19 protein-coding genes are annotated in these 20656 nt (G+C 38.3%); 14 read left to right on the forward strand and 5 right to left on the reverse strand.

The genetic code is table 11. The annotated features are described in order from the left end of the window. Positions 1-34: 34 nt before the first annotated feature. Positions 35-412, reverse strand: coding sequence for a hypothetical protein (locus OQ267_RS15925; protein ID WP_265818186.1), 378 nt, complete (start codon positions 410-412; stop codon positions 35-37). Positions 413-545: 133 nt separating this feature from the next. On the opposite strand from OQ267_RS15925, the gene OQ267_RS15930 reads away from it, so the two are divergent. Continuing rightward, a complete protein-coding gene (locus OQ267_RS15930; protein ID WP_265836832.1) occupies positions 546-1928 on the forward strand; it encodes a sensor histidine kinase in 1383 nt (460 codons plus the stop codon). Next, a complete protein-coding gene (locus tag OQ267_RS15935) occupies positions 1925-2614 on the forward strand; it encodes a response regulator transcription factor (protein WP_265818184.1) in 690 nt (229 codons plus the stop codon). The genes OQ267_RS15930 and OQ267_RS15935 overlap by 4 nt, the downstream gene beginning before the upstream one ends. On the opposite strand, the gene OQ267_RS15940 is transcribed toward OQ267_RS15935, so the two are convergent. Genes OQ267_RS15940 through OQ267_RS15950 form a run of 3 tightly spaced genes read right to left on the reverse strand, consistent with a single transcriptional unit; the run spans position 2596 to position 5142 of the window. Beyond that, a complete protein-coding gene (locus OQ267_RS15940; protein WP_265818183.1) occupies positions 2596-3330 on the reverse strand; it encodes a DUF429 domain-containing protein in 735 nt (244 codons plus the stop codon). The two genes, OQ267_RS15935 and OQ267_RS15940, sit on opposite strands and share 19 nt — an antisense overlap. Positions 3331-3389: 59 nt before the next feature. Further along, complete coding sequence (locus OQ267_RS15945; RefSeq protein WP_265836833.1) at positions 3390-4088, reverse strand: LytR/AlgR family response regulator transcription factor; 699 nt, start codon at positions 4086-4088, stop codon at positions 3390-3392. Then, positions 4081-5142 carry a sensor histidine kinase gene (locus OQ267_RS15950; RefSeq protein WP_265818181.1) on the reverse strand — a complete coding sequence of 354 codons (1062 nt, stop codon included), beginning with the start codon at positions 5140-5142 and terminating at the stop codon, positions 4081-4083. Before OQ267_RS15950 ends, OQ267_RS15945 begins: the two co-directional genes overlap by 8 nt. Positions 5143-5328: 186 nt before the next feature. On the opposite strand from OQ267_RS15950, the gene OQ267_RS15955 reads away from it, so the two are divergent. The 7 genes from OQ267_RS15955 to OQ267_RS15985 all read left to right on the forward strand — a co-directional run bounded on the left by OQ267_RS15955 (position 5329) and on the right by OQ267_RS15985 (position 11213). Continuing rightward, positions 5329-6429: an acyltransferase family protein gene (locus OQ267_RS15955; protein ID WP_265836835.1), complete on the forward strand. Its 1101-nt coding sequence runs from the start codon at positions 5329-5331 to the stop codon at positions 6427-6429. Positions 6430-6440: 11 nt separating this feature from the next. After that, positions 6441-6617: a hypothetical protein gene (locus OQ267_RS15960; protein WP_265836836.1), complete on the forward strand. Its 177-nt coding sequence runs from the start codon at positions 6441-6443 to the stop codon at positions 6615-6617. 146 nt (positions 6618-6763) lie between these two features. Beyond that, the gene (locus OQ267_RS15965; protein ID WP_265836838.1) at positions 6764-7903 is read left to right on the forward strand and encodes an AraC family transcriptional regulator; all 1140 of its coding nucleotides are present in this window, start codon (positions 6764-6766) and stop codon (positions 7901-7903) included. Between the two features lie 78 nt (positions 7904-7981). After that, complete coding sequence (locus OQ267_RS15970) at positions 7982-8191, forward strand: hypothetical protein (RefSeq protein ID WP_265836839.1); 210 nt, start codon at positions 7982-7984, stop codon at positions 8189-8191. Then, positions 8172-8618, forward strand: coding sequence for a DUF2306 domain-containing protein (locus tag OQ267_RS15975; RefSeq protein ID WP_265836840.1), 447 nt, complete (start codon positions 8172-8174; stop codon positions 8616-8618). Before OQ267_RS15970 ends, OQ267_RS15975 begins: the two co-directional genes overlap by 20 nt. Positions 8619-9236: 618 nt before the next feature. Continuing rightward, positions 9237-9929 (forward strand): DUF92 domain-containing protein, encoded by a 693-nt coding sequence (locus OQ267_RS15980; protein ID WP_265836842.1) that lies wholly within the window; start codon positions 9237-9239, stop codon positions 9927-9929. A gap of 183 nt (positions 9930-10112) precedes the next feature. Further along, complete coding sequence (locus OQ267_RS15985) at positions 10113-11213, forward strand: serine hydrolase domain-containing protein (protein WP_088301470.1); 1101 nt, start codon at positions 10113-10115, stop codon at positions 11211-11213. 186 nt (positions 11214-11399) lie between these two features. Here OQ267_RS15985 and OQ267_RS15990 read toward each other — a convergent pair whose 3' ends face one another. After that, positions 11400-11642, reverse strand: a complete 243-nt coding sequence (locus OQ267_RS15990; protein ID WP_088300608.1) for a hypothetical protein — start codon at positions 11640-11642, stop codon at positions 11400-11402. Between the two features lie 428 nt (positions 11643-12070). Here OQ267_RS15990 and OQ267_RS15995 point away from each other — a divergent pair, with 428 nt between their 5' ends. From OQ267_RS15995 to OQ267_RS16015, 5 genes are all read left to right on the forward strand, one after another. Beyond that, positions 12071-14992 carry a SusC/RagA family TonB-linked outer membrane protein gene (locus OQ267_RS15995; RefSeq protein ID WP_265836844.1) on the forward strand — a complete coding sequence of 974 codons (2922 nt, stop codon included), beginning with the start codon at positions 12071-12073 and terminating at the stop codon, positions 14990-14992. Positions 14993-15003: 11 nt separating this feature from the next. Further along, a complete protein-coding gene (locus OQ267_RS16000) occupies positions 15004-16593 on the forward strand; it encodes a RagB/SusD family nutrient uptake outer membrane protein (RefSeq protein ID WP_265836846.1) in 1590 nt (529 codons plus the stop codon). Positions 16594-16614: 21 nt separating this feature from the next. Next, entirely contained in the window at positions 16615-17673 is a 1059-nt protein-coding gene (locus tag OQ267_RS16005) for a phosphatidylinositol-specific phospholipase C1-like protein (RefSeq protein ID WP_088300605.1), read from the forward strand. Between the two features lie 15 nt (positions 17674-17688). After that, positions 17689-19092: an alkaline phosphatase gene (locus OQ267_RS16010; RefSeq protein ID WP_265836847.1), complete on the forward strand. Its 1404-nt coding sequence runs from the start codon at positions 17689-17691 to the stop codon at positions 19090-19092. 184 nt (positions 19093-19276) lie between these two features. Next, complete coding sequence (locus OQ267_RS16015; protein ID WP_265836849.1) at positions 19277-20449, forward strand: CehA/McbA family metallohydrolase; 1173 nt, start codon at positions 19277-19279, stop codon at positions 20447-20449. The last annotated feature ends 207 nt before the right edge of the window (positions 20450-20656 follow it).

Below are 20656 nucleotides of genomic sequence, written 5' to 3' on the forward strand. Positions count from 1 at the left end.
AGCATTTAAGTGAAATAGATAGGTTAATTCTTAATTATGATTTCGTTAAGGTTTGCTGGATATCCTGTCCTAACTGCCTGATCAATTTATAAAGCGACCCTGTGGCCTTTTCTTTATCCAGTTTAATCGTTAACTGATCCTTTTCTAATTTAATGGAATACGTATCCTTTAATTTCCATATTGTTTCATCCGCTTCATTTTCTCCCGACTGTGCCAGGGCTTTAATAATTAAAGTCTTAACAGCTTCTGCTTTAACAGGATTAAAGCTGGCATTTAAACGATATTCATTATCACTGTTGTTGATGCTAACAGATGTGGATTGAGTAGAAGTTTTAGACTGATTTGGTTTTTGCTGACCGAAGGCTGCCCCGGTAATGAATAGCGCTATGGCTATCAAAAAGATTTTTTTCATATGATGTTGTTTTAATATCTGGAACAAATCTGAAATAAAATAACCTGTATAATGGTTAATGATGAGTTAACGAAGTGTTAATGGTATTAAATAATCACTTTAATTATGAGGATAAAACTATTTTTGTTAAACAATGGAAAAGAAATTTACAATCAGGATGCTGATGATACTATCATTATTAATCATTGGCACGTTGTCATCAATACAATATTACCTGATCCATAATACTTATGAGCTTACGAAGGAGAAATATTATACAGAAGTAAAGAAAAGGACCACTCAGCTAATGAATGCTGCTGTGGTTGATTCACTTGAGGATAAATTACAGGAGAATTTAAAACAGGTTATCATACATGCATATGAGCAAGATAAACTAAACAAAAAGGTTGTTTTTCAATCATTGAAAGACAGTAATCATGTATGGTATCAACAACTAAACGGCTACATCTATCAAAATCTTCAACATCGTAAAGATCTGAGAAACATTCAATATAAGTCGCAGTACGAAGAGATCATCATCGAAAAGGGCGGTGTTCTGGATACCTTACTTTCCTCAACGGATGTACCGGTTATGCTTTTCGGAAATAAATTTAATGATGCCAATACCTTATTGTTAAACCATAATGAAACAGTTAGTGTGGTTAACAAAAACATGCGCGAGAAACAAATAAACTATAGTCAAAATTTAAAACTGATTGTCAGAACCTCAAATTACATTAGTGTGTCAGACTGGAAAAAAGCCGTTTTTAGCCAGATGCTAGGCACCTTTACTTTGGGGGCAACCTTAATTATTGCTGTCATTTCACTTTTGTATATGGTATTTAGTGCGATGATCAGGCAAAAGAAAATTGCCGATATCAAAACTGATTTTGCCAATAATATTACGCATGAACTTAAAACGCCGCTCAGTTCTGTGAGTTTGATTTTAAAAAGCATGGGCCGCGATGATGTAAAAGCAAATAAGGTATTGCAGGATGATCTGTTACAATCTTTAAACCGGCAATATCTGAAAATTCAGCACATTGTAGACAGTGTGCTGGAAGGTGCCATGTTATCTGAAATCCCTGTTCAGCTTGAACCATTAGACATGCATACTTTTTTAGAAAACTATGTGCATGACCTTAGGTTAAAATCTCATCAACTGGCTGTTGATATTGATCCGGGATCATGCCTCCTTCATAGCAGTCCGCTTTTTATAGAGAAAATTCTCAATGTGCTGGTGGAGAATGCTCAAAAATATAGTGCCCCACAAACTGTTATCAAGCTTGAATCCGCTATCAATGGTAAATATTATACCATTGCCGTAACAGATGAGGGCCCGGGCATTACAGCGGACCACCAGGCGTATATATTTGATAAATTTTACCGGGTTCCGGAAGAAAACCGGCATTCGGTTAAAGGCTTAGGATTAGGTTTGTTTTTAGCTAGGCAGGCTGCAGACCGGATACAGGCCAAACTCGAATTAAAAAGTAAAGCGGGCAAGGGGAGTTCATTTTTAATTCATTTACCCCTATGAATGCGCACATTTTGATTGTTGAAGACGATATTGACCTTGGCCACCTGCTGAAGCAGTATCTGAATTTAAATCATTTCCAGGCCGATCAGGTATTTAACGGCATTGAAGCAAGGGCCGCATTGCGCGAAAAACATTATGATATTCTGATCATTGATGTCATGATGCCAGGGGAGGATGGATTTCAGCTGGTGGAAAAACTCAGCAAGAACTACCCTGATCTGCCCTTTCTGTTTGTAACTGCCCGGAAAATGAAGGAAGATATTGTGAGGGGCCTGGAGTTGGGCGCTGACGATTATATTTTAAAACCCTTTGATGCCGATGAACTTATTCTAAGAATCAGAAATATATTAAAGAGAACAAACAAATTACCGAAAGATACGGATGCCATGATTCAACTGGGAGTTTACCAGTTCGATTTGCCGAATATGCGTTTAACCTCCGCTTTTTCTGAAACGCTGCTTACTGAAAAAGAAAGCCAGTTGCTGCATTATTTGAGTAAACATCAAAACGAATTGATTAAGAGGAATGATATCCTGAACTATTTATGGAAGGAATCTGATTTCTTCAACGGGCGCAGTATGGATGTGTTCATCAGCAGGCTACGTAAATATCTGGCTGATGATCCAAACATCCAGATTGAAAGTGTACGCGGTATTGGTTTCAGGTTTTACATTAGAACCCCATAATGAATCGCCATTTTTATGCCACAGGCATCTTTAAATGGTTTTTCAGGAAAGGTATGCAGCTGTCCTGATTTTTCATTTTGCTGAATCACGGATTGCATGGCTGATAAGCACAAAGCATCCAGGATGTCATCCGGGGCAAGGGCTTTTTTTGTAAACAACTGAATAGCCGATTGATAAAGGTTCTCTGTGCGGGAGTCCCATTGCTGCAGGATCGCCAGCCTTTCCGCTATGCCTGCTGTGGTTTTCTTGCCGGCCCTTAAAGGTTTACCCTGATTCAGCAACTGAAAGGAAACTTCCGGGTGTGCTTCTTTAAAACGTACTCTCGCTGCATGATTGCCAGTCAGCAAGTCATCCACTTCTTTCATCTTCGGCATAATGAACCAGCTTTGCTTTGATAGTCCCTTGCCTAAAATATTTTTATTGATTTCATTCGCTTCACTGTAGCTTTCTGCTGCAAATGCTTCGCGACAGGGCACCGGAAACAGACTGGATTTTCTTTCTTTTGGTAAGATTGCTCTGGCTTCCTGCTCACAGGTACGGTGTGGGTTTTTCGCACTGGGCAAACCTAATGGCATGTCGATCAGAAAATCACCATACTTTCCAAAGTATGACCACACTTCGGTAATGTTGCTAAAGCACTTTATGGTTTCTTCAGCATAGCTGGCTGCCACCCAACCGAATTTGCATCCGTCTACACCCACGGCATGATTACTCATATTGAAATTATGATTTCTATTAATATTTAATTGACAATGTTAGCCATTCCCTTTAAAACTTAAAACAATCGTTTTGCATAGAATTTTTTAAGCACATCATCAAATTCCTTTTTATAGCTTCGTCCAACCGGAATTTTAAATCCGGATAATAAAATTGCATCATTATTGACGGCGTTTATCCAACTGGTATTAATGAGGAATGAACGGTGAATTCTTAAAAATCCTTTATGGCGCAAACGGGTGGAGAGTTCATTAATCGTCATCTTTGGAACAGCAATCAACTCCTTACCCAGCATTACTTTAATGTCATTGCCGTTGCTTTCCATGTATATGATATCACCCAGTATGATCTTTCGGTTAAATCCTTCTGCTTTCAGGATAATAAAATCTTGATCGATTTCTTTGTTATTATGTCTCAAAACCCGGTCTACTGCTTTAAAAAAACGGTTAAATGTAATGGGCTTTAATAAATAATCCACTGCTTCCAATTCAAATCCATCAATGGCATATTCCCGATATGCAGTGGTTAATACCGTTTTAGGTTTTTTATTCAGCGATTTTAAAAAATCTATGCCATTTAAATCAGGCATCTGAATATCCAAAAACATTAAATCGATGGTTTGGTGTTGCAATACCTGATATGCCTCCATAGCATTTTTAGCTGTAGCCAACAATTTTAAACCATCAATTTTAGAGATATGGTCTTCCAAAAGTGCAATGGCCAAAGGCTCATCATCCACAATCATAATATTAATCATCACTACCTGGGGTTATCACTTCTACCTTAAACCAGTTATCCTCCTGCTTTATCGTTAACGTGTAGTTTTGCCGGTAATACAGTTCAAGTTGTTGTTTGATGTTTTTAAGTCCGATTCCGACCCGTGTTTCAGTCCTTTTTTCAAAAAAGGTATTATCTATTTTAAAAATACTTTGTTTCTTGCTGGAGCTTATCGAAATGACAATTTCTACAATGTTGCTGGTTTTTTCTGCACCATGTTTAAAGGCATTTTCTACCAAAGAAAGATACAGTAAAGGCGGGATGGTATTGCTGCGGGTGATATTTTCCGTTTTTGTAATCTTTAGCCGGTCATCATACCTCAGTTTTTCCAGGCCAATGTAATCATCAATGATGCTAAGTTCATCTTCAATGGGTACCAGTTTTTTCTGTCCTTTATGAAGGATATAATCCAGGATATCAGAAAGCCTGCTGATCGACGCCGAAGTATATTCAGAATTGCGGATGGCGAGTGAATAAATATTATTAAGGGTATTAAATAAAAAATGTGGATTTAGCTGGGTTTTTAAAACCTTCAATTCCAGTACCGATTTTTCTTGTTGAAGTTGTAGCACATTTTGCTTTTCATACTGGTACTGCAACATGTACATGATGGCTATAAAAATGAATGATCCCGTTACGATAGGGAAAATATAAACAAACAGCAGGTATCTCAGATCTGTGAAAATCGCGATCATGCTATCCTTGGGTTGATTGATGAAAAAAGGTTCCGCCAGGTAGATCACAAAAATACGATTGAATACCCCCAGTAAATATAGGCTGCAGAGCAAAGACACCAAAAAAGTCATGTATTTTTTGCAATCAAAAAGCTTTCTGATCAATACAAAAAATATAAAATTGGCACCAATCACCTGAAAAATCATGTGGCACAATTCATAACAAAATATTTCCTTTACAATGGGTTCCTGGTACTCACCGGATGTTTTGGCCAATCCAAAGGCGAAAAGCGCTGTCCAGAATACGATCTGATAGCCAATGTCTTTTCTGAAATGACGGTTCGCGTCTGTTTTCACCATCTTCAAAACTAGCGATTAAATCATTTAAATGCCCGGATAAATGCAAATGACAAGATTTTACATGCGAACGACATCATTTAGCATTTAAAGGGGGCATGTGATTATTCGCATTTAAAATCATGGCGTATAAACGCAGTTGTTCCGAAACATTTTGAAAAGCAGAATCTTTGCCGGAAAAAGAAACGAATGGAAGAAAAGAAATTTCATGGACTGGATCATTTGAGGGCTCTAGCCATTTTAATGGTACTGACGTATCATTACCGGGCTTTTAAGCATCCTGCATGGATTGATACCATCGGATCGGTAGGGTGGACTGGTGTAGACCTGTTTTTTGTATTAAGCGGATTTTTAATTTCGAATCAATTATTTAAAGAATTTAAAAAAACTGGTGCCATAAAAATGAATCTTTTTCTATTAAAAAGGTTCTTCAGGATTCTTCCACCTTATCTATTTACCCTGCTGCTATATATCTACATTCCGGTTTTCAGAGAAAAAGAAACTTTACCACCCATCTGGAAATTTTTGACTTTTACTCAGAATTATGGATTAGACGTGATACATAAAGGAACTTTTTCTCATGCATGGTCGCTATGTATAGAAGAACAGTTTTATCTTTTGTTGCCCTTATCATTAGGCGTTTTAATCAGAATCAAAGGATTTTCTTATTTAAAGTTAGGCATTATGCTGCTGCTGCTGATTTCCATTTTTATCCGGGCCTTTTCCTGGTATGAAATTATCTTACCTCACCTTAATTCTCCAGATTTTTGGAAACAGTGGTATCAGTATATTTACTATCCCACCTATACTCGATTGGATGGATTGGCCATTGGTGTTTTAATCGGGCATTTATATCAATATTCCAAGCCGTTCAAAAAAATGCTTGATACCAAAGGAAATCTATTACTGTTAACCGGAATGATCGCTATCTCATTTTCTTTCTGGTTTTGCCAAGATCAAACTTTAGCAAGTGCTTCTATTTTGGGCTTCTCTTTAGTCGCCATCAGTTACGGCATCATTTTAATAGGGGCTATATCCAGCTCATCTTTCCTGGCGAAAAATAAATCTGTTATTACCTCACAACTGGCAATGCTTTCTTATGCTATCTATTTATCGCATAAAGGGGTAATACACCTCACACAACGGTTCGTAGAAAAAAACCATATGGTTATTTCTGATGGTGTGTTGCTGTTATGCTGTTTTCTACTGTGTCTGGCGGTGGCTGTTTTTTATCGGTTTTTTATCGAAAAACCAGCCAGTATATTTAAAAATAGAATAATAAACCTTTAAAAATAAATCCGATGAGAATTATTATTATGATGATCTTTTTACTTCAACTGTTCAAGCCGTCGTTTGCTCAAGATCACCATCAGGAAAAAATTAAAATTAAAGAAGTGGTACAGCAATTTATGCAGAGTACCCCTACAAAAGATTCGGCTACCTTTAACAGTTTATTTCATGAACAGCCAGTATTATAGGTGGGTGTATTAAAGGATAAAACCCAGGGCAAAATCTTGGAGTAGCATCCTGGTAATACCTTGAAATAGGAAAAAACAGCATACCAAAGCGAATTCTACATGTTGTCATTTTCCTTTATATTTACGGATATTTTAGCAGTTAGCGCATGTGGCATCTCATAGGGATCATTATTTCTTTTTTCCTTTCCATCCTTCTTTTTACCAAAAGGGGCAAATCTACAGCAGATTTGGTGCTGGCCTGTTGGTTATTTCTCATTTCATTTCACCTGCTCACTTATTACTTGCTTGCTACAGGAAAGTTTCTTGAATTTCCATATTTATTGGGTCTTGAAATTGCGGTTCCATCTGTTCACGGTCCTTTTTTATATCTGTATACTGCATTATTAACCGGAAAAAAAATCGCTACACTACCGGGTGTTTTTCATTTTATTCCAACTGTTTTAATCTATGGGATTTTATCACCATTTTTTCTGCTGCCCGTATCAGAAAAAATTCTGGTTTATGAAAATAATGGTGCCGGTTATACCACTATACTCAAAATCATCCATTTTGCAGTTATACCATCAGGAGTGGTATATATCGTGCTTTCCTTATTTTTATTAAAAGAACATCAACAAACCATTTCCAATCAGCTGTCGGATATAGAAAAAATCAATTTAAACTGGTTAAATAAACTAATGGTTGGCATGGGCGTAATCTGGTTGTCTGTTCTTTTTGGCAACGACACCACTACTTTTACCTGTGTTGATCTTTTTATTCTGTATATTGGCTATTTTGGTATAAAACAAGCGGGCATCTTTAACGATAAAATTGAGATTCATTCCCCGTACAATGAAGCGATCACATTCCCGGTTAAATATCAGAAATCTGCAATAGGGGAAGGGCACTTATCAGAGATACACTTGGAGCTTTTAACACTCATGGATCAAAAAAAACTTTTTAAAGATCCAGCACTATCTTTAAGCGAGCTGGCCAGGCAGTTGAACGTTCATTCCAATAGCTTATCTCAGGTCATCAATAGATTAGAGCATAAAAATTTTTATGATTATGTCAACGCGTTAAGGATTGATGAATTTAAAACAATTGTCGCTTTTCCTGAAAACCAAAAGTTCACCTTGCTGTCACTGGCTTATGAGGTGGGCTTTAATTCTAAAACATCCTTTAACAGGAATTTCAAAAAAATAACGGGATTATCACCCACAACCTATTTAAAACAACATAAGATTGAACTTCAGGCACAGTTTGATCAAGAAATGAGTGCCACCTTACATAGTGGAACCATTTAAAGGCCACTATCATGCATTTTTGTGCATCATACCGGGCAGATGATGGATGGCCCGTTTGGTTTTCAATGATGAATTAAAATGAAAAAAAAGATTTTCCAGTTGCTGTTCGCTGTATTCGCTATTCTGATCGGATTATATCCGCTTAAATATTTATTAAATCATGGGAAAACAGGAATATTAAGTGGCAAGCCAGATTGGCTGCTGCATAGTGAGGTCTGGCAATTTTCCTTTTATAGCCATATTGTTTTTGGTGGAGTAGCTTTATTAATTGGATGGATTCCAGTTTAATGCAAAGCTCAGGCACAATAAACCTCGTATTCATCAGTTTATTGGCAAAATTTATGTGGTATCCGCTTTAATGAGTTCTTTTTCGGGCTTTTATATTGCGTTGTTTGCAGACCAGGGATTTTGGGCTTCGCTTGGTTTTTGCTGCCTGGCCATCATTTGGTTTTGTGTTACTTTGATCGCTTACCTGACTATCAGGAAAAAACAAATTTTAAAACATCAACATATGATGATCTATAGCTATGCCGCCTGTTTTGCTGCTGTAACACTGAGAATATGGTTGCCTGTTCTTATTGTGATTATCGGCCATTATGGTACCGCTTATCTTATGGTAGCCTGGTTATCGTGGATTCCTAATTTATTGGTTGCACACTTCATCATCATTAAAGGTGGAGCCCTACATGAAGGAGAGGCAAGCAGGTGCCGGTAAGCTGAATTTTAAAGGAGTAATAAGGGGCATTTATTAAAAGGGAGACAGAAGTGAAGTGATAGCGTCAATCAAATGCAGGCCATCAGGTATGAATAGGAAACCATTGTAATCCCGTTTGTAGCATTATTATTTACAAATTTTAAATTGTATGATTATGTGTACAAATAAAAATTTCTGTAGATCTTATATCCCGTAAATTTTCATTTCAATTAAGCCTGTCTGAAATTTATTTCTGATAAAAAGGCATAATATGTATTTTTATGTAATTGGAAACGTTTTTTTCGAAACAAAAAATAGTCTCTGGAAAAAATTGTTTATAGATCTTGAAACAATTTTTCCCGAAACAAAAAAAAGTTTCGAATAATTTTGTTTCGAAATGCTGTAAATTGTGGTAAAAAAATCTGATCTGAAAAAAATAAGGGAGTATACTGGCTGATCGCAGACAAACTTTTATTGAAAAATATTAATGGTTTAACTGGCTTTAAACAGTGGGTTTGGAAGTTTGATTAACGCAAAACGTTTATCACGATTTATTGGTTAAGACTTAAATATGCTTATGGTTTTTTGCCTGAATACAAATTCGGATATATTTGCACTATGTTTAATAGCGGCATCTTGATGCCTATCATCATTGTATCCGGTATGGCCTACAGTATTCTAGCCAGAAAGCTGACTGTTTCAGCTGCTTTTACCGGCGCCTTACTGGCCATTATTATTTTTAGTGCTGCCGGTTATACCGGACTAGCCATGATGACTACATTTTTTATCTTGGGTTCTGCCGCCACATCCTGGCAAAAGCATCAGAAAATGGTTTTTGACGGCGGTGAGGGAACCGAAAAAGGCCGCAGTATGCTACAGGTGCTGGCCAATGCTGGTACGGCTGGGCTTGCAGGTCTGGTGGTTATTTTGTGTCCCCAGCTAGCCCATCTGTTATTGCCTGCGGTGGCTGCTGCTTTTGCCTCCGCAACAGCAGATACGCTCTCCTCTGAGCTGGGGATGGTTTACGGAAGAAAATTTTTTAATATTATTTCTTTTAAGCCTGACACTTGCGGTAAGGATGGTGTGATCAGTCTGGAAGGTACCCTGATCGGTATTTTGGGAAGTAGCATAATAGCCGGCATTTATGCGCTTGGATGGGGTTGGGGCATCAGCGTTTTGTTTATCGTGCTTTCAGGAACAATAGGTAACATGACCGATTCTGTATTGGGGGCTTTGCTGGAGCGGAAAGGGTTGATCGGAAATAATGCGGTTAATTTTTTGAATACGTTGCTTACAGCGGGCGTGATGTTGGCACTCGAAGGGATTTTTTGATTAGTATCTATCTTTTGGGATAATGTTGCCTGTCTGTACTGAGACATAACCAAAAGACGGATTGAAGTGTTAAGTTGAACTTTTGTGCTTCTATCAAAAATTTTTATATTTACTGAACTGAGGGGACCATATCCCGTCCTTCGGCAATAACTGCCCCGTTAAGGCAATTCTAAAGAAGATACCATGAGAAGAACATTTTTACTGATTACAATTGGGCTGTTGGTATTTAATTTCACATTTGGTCAATCAGTGAAATATAAGCAACTTGACAGCTTATTTAATGCTCTTTTTAAGCAGAAAATGTTTAATGGAAATGTGCTGATTGCAGACCAAGGGAAAATCATATTTGAAAAAAGTTATGGCTTTGCCAATGAGAAAACCGAGCAAAAAAATAATAACCAAACCATATTTGAGTTGGCATCTGTTTCCAAACAATTTACTGCTATGGGAATTGTTTTGTTGGAAAAACAAGGAAAACTGAACTATGACGACAAAATTTCTAAATATATTCCCGAACTGGCATTCTACGGAAACATCAGCATAAGAAATTTACTTAACCACACTGGCGGGCTTCCTGACTATATAGAGATTTTTGAAGAAAAGTGGGATAGAACAAAATTTGCTACCAATCAGGATATTGTAAATGTTTTTGCGAAATACAGGCCAAAAGTTATTTTTCAGCCTGGCGAAAAATACCAGTACAGCGATACAGGTTATACTTTATTAGCATTGATAATAGAAAAAGTATCAGATAAGACATTTGGACAATTTTTAAGTGAAAACATCTTTCAACCATTAAAAATGAGAAATACGTTTATCTATAGACGTAGATTTGAACCAAAAGAAATAGAGAATTATGCTCTTGGTTATGTTACAGATAGCTTAGGATACAAAGTGCTTCCTGATAGTTTTGGAAAAGAATTTTACACTTATTATCTAGATGGAATCGTAGGTGACGGAACCGTAAACGCTACAACAGAGGATTTATTTAAATGGGACAGAGCACTTTATACCGATAAATTGATAGATTCAAAAGATAAAGAACTCATATTTAATTCTGTAAAAACCAAAGATGGCAAAGAAACTCATTATGGATTTGGGTGGTTCGTAGGGAATTCAACAAAAAATGGCAAAATCGTATATCATACCGGAGGTTGGCCAGGGTATTCTACTTATATTGAAAGGCATTTGGACAATGACAAAACCATAATAATCCTGCAAAATCATTCTGAAGCCAAAATAAATTCATCTTTGCAAAAAGTAAGAACGATATTATATAATTAATCTTAAAAAAAGTAGGAATAAGAACGCAATTAGAAATTATCACGAAAGACGATTTGCTGTAGATTATTTTCTTCCATCATAAATTGCTGTTATTTTAGCTTTGTATACTCAAACAACATCTCGAAAGAAGCAAAGGTTTTACGAGCAGAACGACTAATTTTTTTTGGTAATGTCTGCAGTAATGCTTTATAAAGTTATCTGAAGGTTATTCACTTCAAAACCCTTATAACTTAACATTTCCGCATTGTGAGAAACCTCAAGGTTGAGCTCCAGCATTTCAATAATCTCTTTTGCATGAGTAATATTTCGGTGTATATCGTTAATCCCGCGGATTTCTATGCCTTTAGACATGACCTTAAATTTAGAAGGCTCAAATTTGTTGATGAAGGCCTGAAGATCGGCACTGATTTTTGAAGACGTATTTTGCATATTCAGATTCTATTTAAATCATCGCAAAGCACGTAAAGTCTCTTTAACTTATTACGCAGTTGATGTTATCTTATCAATAACTATTAATCGCATATATAATGGATTTGAAGCATTTATGCGTATCCTCTAACCTTGAAAGGTTTATATCCTTAAAAAAAACTGCTATTTGATCAGCTAAAAGGATTTACAAAGGAGCAAAATTTTATATTATGTTAAAATAGCGCGCTATATGTTAACAATAATATAACCCTGACTAACCAAATTCCTAATGCTGTGATTCCATCTTTGTGGCACCTAACAAGCACCTGATTCAGGTAGTCTGATGGGTTAAAAACCAACAAATCATAACTATTCATTCATTCATGAAATCAAATTACAAATTCATTTCTTTGCTTTTTTCCGTGAGGTGGCAGTGTTTTGCAATGTTAATGCTACTTTTCAACTTAAATAGCTTTTCCCAAAGTAATAAACTGATTACAGGTAAGGTTATAGATGAAACCAATCAACCCATCCCTGGTGTTACCATCAGAATTAAAGGCGGTAACACAGGCACATCTACCAATTCTGACGGACTTTACAATATCCAGGCTAAAAGTACTGATATGCTGGTTTTTTCCATGCTTGGCGGCATCACCAGGGAAGTAAATGTTGGTAATCAAACCAAGATTAATGTAACCATTATGCCGGATAACCAGAGCCTGAAAGATGTAGTGGTGATCGGTTACGGCACGGCAAATAAAAAAGATGTGACCGGGGCAGTGACTTCCATTAAATCTGAAGAATTTAATCAGGGGGTAATGGTGAATCCGGCACAACTTTTACAAGGAAAGGTAGCCGGACTGAATGTAACCAAAAGTGGCGATCCAAATACCAAGCCTTCTACCATTCTCCGAGGTCCATCTACATTAAGAGAAGGTGCCGCACTAGAACCATTTTATGTTATAGATGGCGTGCCTGGAGCATCAATTGATTTATTGGCCCCATCTGATATCGAAAATATCGACATCTTGAAAGATGCTTCTTCCACGGCGATTTATGGCTCAAGAGCAGCAAACGGCGTAATCATCGTGACAACGAAGAGGTCTAAAAATGGTCAGGCAAGACTTTCTTATAATGGCTACGCTGCGGTAGAAAAGGTATCCAAAAAATATGACATGCTTTCTGCGCCAGAATTGAGAAAATATCTGGCAGATAATAAGCAGACCTTAAACCCGATTGATGATGATGGTTCTGATACCAACTGGCAATCCTTATTGGAAAGAACTGGTTATTCTCAAAATCATAATGTTTCCATTGGTGGTTCGGGTCAGGCTTCAGATTATGGCGCCAGCGTAAATTACCTGGACAATCAGGGGATTTTAAAAAACTCTTCATTAAAGCGGACAATTGTAAGGGGATACCTGAATCAGAAATTTTTTAATGACAGGCTGAAACTCGGTTTAACCATTACCAATAGCAATTCAAAAAGTTCAGATATCTACCAATCGCAGGCCTTGTCTAACATGCTGTTTTATCTGCCAACGGTGAGTCCCTTTAGTACCGACGGTACTTATAAAGAAAATTATAACCGTACCGGAAGTGGTACCCGTAATCCGCTCTCTATTGTAGATAATAATGAAATTGATAACCTGAACAACAAAACGCTGATTAATGGAATGGCACAGCTAAACATTATCGATGGATTAAAGTTTACAGCAAGTGTATCATCGCAAAGAGATCAGAACAATTCTAGTACTTACCTGAACAGCCAGTCTGGTTTGGCCAGGGGTGTAAATGGTCAGGCAATAAAACTTGATGTTTTAAATAAAAGTCAGGTATTGGAAGGCTATTTTAATTATGATAAAACTTTTGGAAAACACAGTCTGAAATTACTGGGTGGTTATTCATGGCAGGAAGACAGAACCAATGATGGTTTTGGCGTAACTACGCAGAACTTCTCTAATGATAATTTGCGTTATAATAATTTGTTTCTTTCCAATCCCAGCACGTTATCGCAGATTACTTTTGCCAATGTTCCAATTTCTACTTTGAGGTTAATTTCTTACTATGGAAGGGTTCAATACAATTACAACGAAAAATATTTGTTGCAGGCTTCATTAAGAAATGATGGCTCATCAGGCTTTGGAAGAAACAACCGTTGGGGATTATTCCCGGCTGTTTCTGCAGGATGGAGGATTATCAGCGAAGACTTTATGAAGGCTGTTCCTGTAATCAGTGATTTAAAACTGCGTGCCGGTTATGGTGTTTCGGGTAACAGTTTAGGCTTTGATGCCTTCACTGCGTTACTTATTTATGGAACACCATCTGGAAGTAATAAATTTTTAAACAATGGCAACGTTAGTAATGCCATCGGCCCGGTGAGAAATGAAAATCCTGATTTAAAATGGGAAAGTACAGCCACCACCAATATTGGTTTAGATTTTGGCTTGTTTAAAGACCGGATTTCAGGTTCGGTTGATTTTTACATCAAGGAAACTTCGGATTTAATTTACAACGATTATTCAGTCTCAACGACTCAGTTTTTTCTACCTACCATTACCGCAAATGCAGGTAAAATCAAAAACACAGGGGTAGAGTTAACATTGAACGCAGTGGCGGTTAAAACAAACAATTTTAAGTGGACCACCTCACCAAACCTCGCCACCAATAAAAACAGAATCGTCACCTTATCAGATGATTTTTATAAAATATCTTCCATACCAACAGCACAGTTGGGCGGTAAGGGCCAATCCGGAAATTTCAGTCAGCTCATTCAGCCAGGTTATGCTCTGGGTACCTTTAACCTATGGAATTACGCGGGTAAAAATGCCGCTGGTGTAAGTACTTACATTAATGCAGCCGGACAAACCATCGCCACCCAGCCTTTAACCACTGATGCAAAAATAGCCGGTGATGCACAACCCAAATTAATTTATGGCTGGGCAAATACCTTCAATTACAAAAACTGGGATCTGAATTTCCTTGTTCGCGGCGTGTTGGGGAATAAAATTTTAAATGCTACAGCAGCGTCTTTAAATAACCCGGCTGATGCAAAATTGCAGAATATCCCACGCAGTACCTTAGGTGAATCTTTTAACGATATCAATGCCTACCTCATTTCCGATCGTTACCTGGAAAGTGGTTCTTACCTGCGTTTGGATAACGCCACAGTGGGATATACCATTAAACCTAAAACACCTTCTGTTAAAGCCATCAGGTTATATGTGACCGCAAACAATCTTTTTGTCATTACCAATTACACTGGAATAGATCCTGAAATTAACATCGGAGGATTAACGCCGGGCATAGACAATAACAATTATTATCCAAAAACAAGAACATTCAGCTTTGGTGTAAGTGCATCATTCTAAAAATTATAAAAATGAAAAAGTTTATCATCCTATTTAATATTTTTGCCTGCCTGGTGGTGCTGGAATCATGCAGCAAACTAGATGTCGATGTAGAGTCGCAATATGTGAAGGATAATTTTCCGGTTACCAATTCTGATTATGCAGCACTTTTTGGTACCATGTATTCTAATTTATCCTCTCAGTATGGTGTGCCTTACTGGAGGATGCAGGAGCTTTCTACTGACGCAGCTATTCTCCCGGCACGTGATGGGAATTTTGATGACGGTGGTCAGTATCGCCAGTTGCATTATCACACCTGGACCATCGATCATCCAAATGTTCGCGACATTTGGCAATGGGGTTTCGGTGGCATTAACAATTGCAACCGTTTAATTAACCTTACCAATGAATCTGCCGTTTCTGCGGCTTCAAAAACGGCAAGTTTAGCTGAAGTGAAAGCCATGAGGGCTTTATATTATTACTTCATGATGGATTTATACGGGAATATACCCATTATTGATACTTTCCCGGTGAGTACACTTCCTGGAAATCAGAGCCGTGAAAAGGTATTTGAATTTATTGAAAAGGAACTTTTAGCCGTTGTGGCACAATTGCCGGTAAAAGACAATAATAACCGTGTGTTGGTTTATGGCCGGCCAACGCAGGCAATGGTTTATGCCTTACTGGAAAAAATGTACCTGAATGCAGAAGTATATACCGGAAAGGCAAGATACAATGATGCCGTAACCATGGCCGATCAAATCTTGAAAAACAACAATTATGCACTTGATGCGAAGTACAGTGATATTTTTGACGTCAATAATGGGCCACAGGTAAACGAAACCATTTTCGCCATTCCTTACGACCAGCAGATTCCGGGCAACCAGATGACACGGTTTGGTTTCTATCCGGCATTGGCCGCAGCTTATGGTATCAATGTAGGTTTCAGTATTTCCATGAGCACCACGCCGGAATACTACAAACGGTTTAATTTAACCAATGATATCCGCAATAGCTTCTGGTTAATTGGTAAACAATATGCACCTGATGCCAACCGTAAGCCAGATTTGTCAAAACCAATCTTTGTGGCAGGTACCACTACCCAAATTGAAATTACACCAGATTTAATTCTTAAGCCAGGTAAACCAATGGATTTGGGCAATACCGTGGCCGATCAGGCAAAGGGGGTGCGTTCTGTAAAATACTGGCCGGATGTAAATGCCATTCAGGCTACCCGTTTAAACGGAAACGATATGCCGGTTTTACGTTTAGCTGATGTGATGCTGATGAAGGCAGAGGCTATTTTAAGAGGCGCAACAGTCACCGCCGTAAATGGCGAATTGCAAACGCCCTTGTTACTGGTGAATAAAATAAGAAGTCGTGCCGGCGCTTCAGCAGCTACGGATGTAACCTTAAGCACTTTGCTTGATGAAAGGGCACGCGAGTTTAGCTGGGAAGCCTGGAGAAGGAACGATTTAATCCGTTTCGGACAATTTGAAACCGAATATCCGCTCCCGAATGATGTGCTTTTTATGAATAAAGACATCACCAGGAGGATTTATCCCATTCCTGCAAATGAGCTAAAGCTTAATACCAATTTGAAACAAAATCCTGGTTATTAATTAATATATAATTTTATAAATATGAGACTGGTTACCTGTGTTGGTTTATTGATGGTGTTGCCTGCAATAGGCCTGATGACTAAAAAAGAAGATTTACCGATTAATCAGATTCAGGTAATCGGTTCTCATAACAGTTATAAACAAGCCATTAATCCGGCATTGTTTAAAGTGTTTAAATCTCAGGATACTACTGCGGCCAATGCGTTGGATTACGAACATATCCCAATGCCGGCACAGTTGGATCTGGGTTTAAGAAACTTAGAGATTGATGTGTATGCTGATGAAAAGGGCGGTAAATACGCACATCCAAAAGGTTTTGAGCAAGTAAAAGGTCAGCCAGCTTTTGATCAGCAAGGGGAAATGAATGCACCTGGTTTTAAAGTTTTACATGTTCCGGATTTAGATTTCAGGTCATCTGCGCTTACCTTCAAAACCGCATTACAGCAATTAAAAAAATGGTCGCTGGCACATCCAGGGCATACACCGGTTTTTATCACTTTAGAAGCAAAGGATGATACCATCAGGAGTAAAGGATTTACTATTCCTGAAGTATTTACAAGTAAAACTTTTGATCAGCTGGATGCGGCTATTCTCGAAAATTTAGGTCCTGATAAGGTAATTACACCTGCAGATGTGAGAGGGAAATACAAAACTTTAGAAGCGGCTGTGTTACACCAGAACTGGCCTTTGTTGAGCAAGGCAACAGGTAAATTTATGTTTGTTTTAGATGCTGCCGGAAGAAAGCGGTCAACCTATATCGCTAACCATGCTTCCTTAACCGGGCGGGTGATGTTTGCCAATGCAGACCCCGGAACACCTGAAGCCGCAATGATGATTAGAAATAACCCGAAGGATAAACAAATTCCTGAATTGGTGAAGAAAGGATACATCATCAGAACCAGGGCAGATGCGGATACGAAGCAGGCCAGAAAAAACGATTACAGTGATTTTGAAGCGGCCTGCCAGTCAGGTGCACAAATTATCACGACAGATTATTATCAAAAAAGTACACATTTCACATCTACATACGCAATCAGCTTTCCGGGCGGAAAGTACTTTAGAAGAAATCCCTTGTTTTAAAAGGCCAGAAAAGATATGAACAGAAGATCATTATTAAAAGGAGGTTTGCTCACCGGTTTGGGCTTACCTCTTGTAGGATTAAAAGATGTGGTAGCCAAACCATTGATTGGCGGTAAAAAAGCGAAGAACATCATTATGATGGTCAGTGATGGCATGAGTATAGGTACCCTGAACATGGCAGATTTATATGCCAGTCGTGCCTTTGGTAAAAGCAGCAGATGGCTGGGTTTGTATCGCGACAATAAGGCGGTGAGGGCTTTAATGGATACGGCTTCTGCCAGCTCAATGGTTACCGATTCAGCCGCGGCAAGCTCCTCATGGGGCGGGGGAATGCGGGTGAAAAATGGTTCCCTTAATGTGGGGATGAATGGTGAAAAACCACAGCCCATTCTGCAAAAATTTAAAGAGCAGGGTAAAAAGGTAGGCTGTGTAACAACGGTGCCCATTACCCATGCCACACCAGCGGGATTTTGCATTAATATTAATAACCGTGGAGGACAGGATATTATTGCTGAAATGTACCTGGGGCTGAAATTCGATGTGATGATGGGCGGCGGGCATAAATATTTTAGTGAGAAAAGGGAAGGTGGTAACCTGATTCCTAAATACCTTACCCAGGGATATCAGGTTGCAGAAAACCGTGCTGAAATGTTGGCTTTAGGGTCGGACAAGCCGGTTCTGGGCCTGTTTGCTGAAGATGGAATGCCATACGAAGTCGATCGCAAACACGATCAGGAACTGATTAAAAGTACCCCTACATTAGCAGAGATGACGGTTAAAGCCATTGAACTGATGAAAAATAATAAAGCTGGTTTTGCATTACAGGTAGAAGGTGGTAAGGTAGACTGGGCTGCTCATGCCAATGATTTGAGTGGATTGATTTTTGACCAGCTGGCTTTTGATGAAGCTGTTGGAAAGGTAATTGAATTTGCTGAAAAGGATGGCGAAACCTTGGTGATCATCACCACAGATCATGGCAACGCGAATCCGGGTCTATTTTATGCCGATGAAGCCAATAAGAAATTCGATACCCTGCAGCACTTTAAACACAGCAATACCTGGCTTTTAGCACAGCTGAATCAATCTTTTAGCGAGCAAAAAATTATCGATTTAATTAAAGAAAACCAGGGTTTCGAGATGAAAGCTGATGATGTGAAATCGCTGCTGGTGCATTTTAAAGATATTGTTCCGGGGCAGCTTTATAACGAATCAAACCTTCCGTTCTATGAATATGGAAAAATTCTAAGCAAATATACGGATGTACAGTGGGCGGGAATGAACCATACCGGAGATTATGTGGAGTTAACGATGTTTGGTCCCGGATCTGAAAACCTGAAACCTTTTGTTAAAAATTATGAACTTCATAATTTCATGCTTAAAGCAGCAGAAATGCCGGAAACATTTTTAGTAAAAGCTTAAAAATATAATACATTCAAATATCAGGAGACTGTATCATAATCCATAATTTCCATTAAGATCTGTGATGTTAAGCTTGTCAAAACATCATGAGGGACATTTGTTATAAGTCCTTCGGCAAGCTCAGGATGATATTTCGGATTTATGATACAGGCTCTTTTTGCTATTATTTACCCTTAAATTTATCATGATCTATAATTTAAAGCACACCTTGTCAATTGGCTTTGTTATGCTGTTGCTAAACTTTAATGATGCAAGCGGGCAAGAAAACAATAAATCGAAATTAATTGATTCGGGTGCCGGCATTTGGTTAAAAGGTGATTTGCATGTCCATTCCAGGCACAGTACAGAATCTTCCAATAACGCAGTAGCGAAAATTATCAACTTTTCGAAAGCTGTAAAAATGGATTATGTGTGCATCACGGATCATGATAACCATGTCAATGGCGATGTAGCGCACCATACCTGGACCGATCCGGAATTTAAATCAGATACTTTGTTATTGCTGTATGGTGCCGAATGGACCACCACCAGGGGCCATGGAAATGTATTTTCAGCAAAGCCATATGATCATCAGCGACTGTTTGATGTAAGAGATCAACGTGATGTCAATATCGGCAAGGTTAAAAAATCTTTAAATATCCATTTATCAGCCAACCACCCGAGCGGTAAAGATAATTTTGGGTTTTCTTACGATTTGGTGCAATCAATTGAAGTATGGAACTCGGCCATGTGGACTAAAAATGCAAATGCCATGATGATCTGGGATGATATGCTTTCTTCATGCAGGATGATGACGGGTAGAGGAGGAAGTGATGCACACCACGGAACGCCAACCGCTTCAGAAAAACCAAGCCAAAATACCTATCAGGCAGCCTATAATTATATTGGAACGCCAACTACCTGGGTATATGCTAAGACACGAAGTTTGAGTGCCATTGTTGATGCCTTAAACCATGGAAGGGTAGCTGTGAGTGCAAATCCAAATTCGCCACATATAGCTTTTTATGCCGATGTTACTGGAACCGGTAAATTCGACATGATGATGGGAGACAACACCGTTTCAACGGGCAAGCCAGTAAAATTTCAGATTCAGTTGATGGGAAACACTATACCTGGTGAAACCTATTCGGTTACGGTGATCAAAAATGGAAAGACATTTAATACCTATCAAATAAAGGGGGACGCTCCGGTTACTACCTTTACAGATGTTCCTGATTTAAAGGGAAGAACGTATTATCGGGTAATGGTAGAAGGTAAAGTAAATGATTATCCTGAAGTTCCTAAATCAATGGCATTAAGCGAGAAAATGGTAAGCTTGTCTAATCCAATTTACTTTAATTTTGATCCCAAATTCTAAAGTCTGATCAGAAAGCGCATAAGTTTATCCATAAACTGATAAGGTAAAAAAAAGATTTCGAAAATAATAACAGATAAAAAGACTGACTTATTGATATGGGCACACTGGCTCAATGAAGATCAATTGATCAACCTAATGAGGCCGCCTGGCTCCTCATTCTTGACTATATTACATTTTCGCTTGCAAATAAATTAACCGGCATCAAAT

It is taken from the genome of Pedobacter sp. MR22-3 (assembly GCF_026240075.1).
Lineage (GTDB): Bacteria > Bacteroidota > Bacteroidia > Sphingobacteriales > Sphingobacteriaceae > Pedobacter.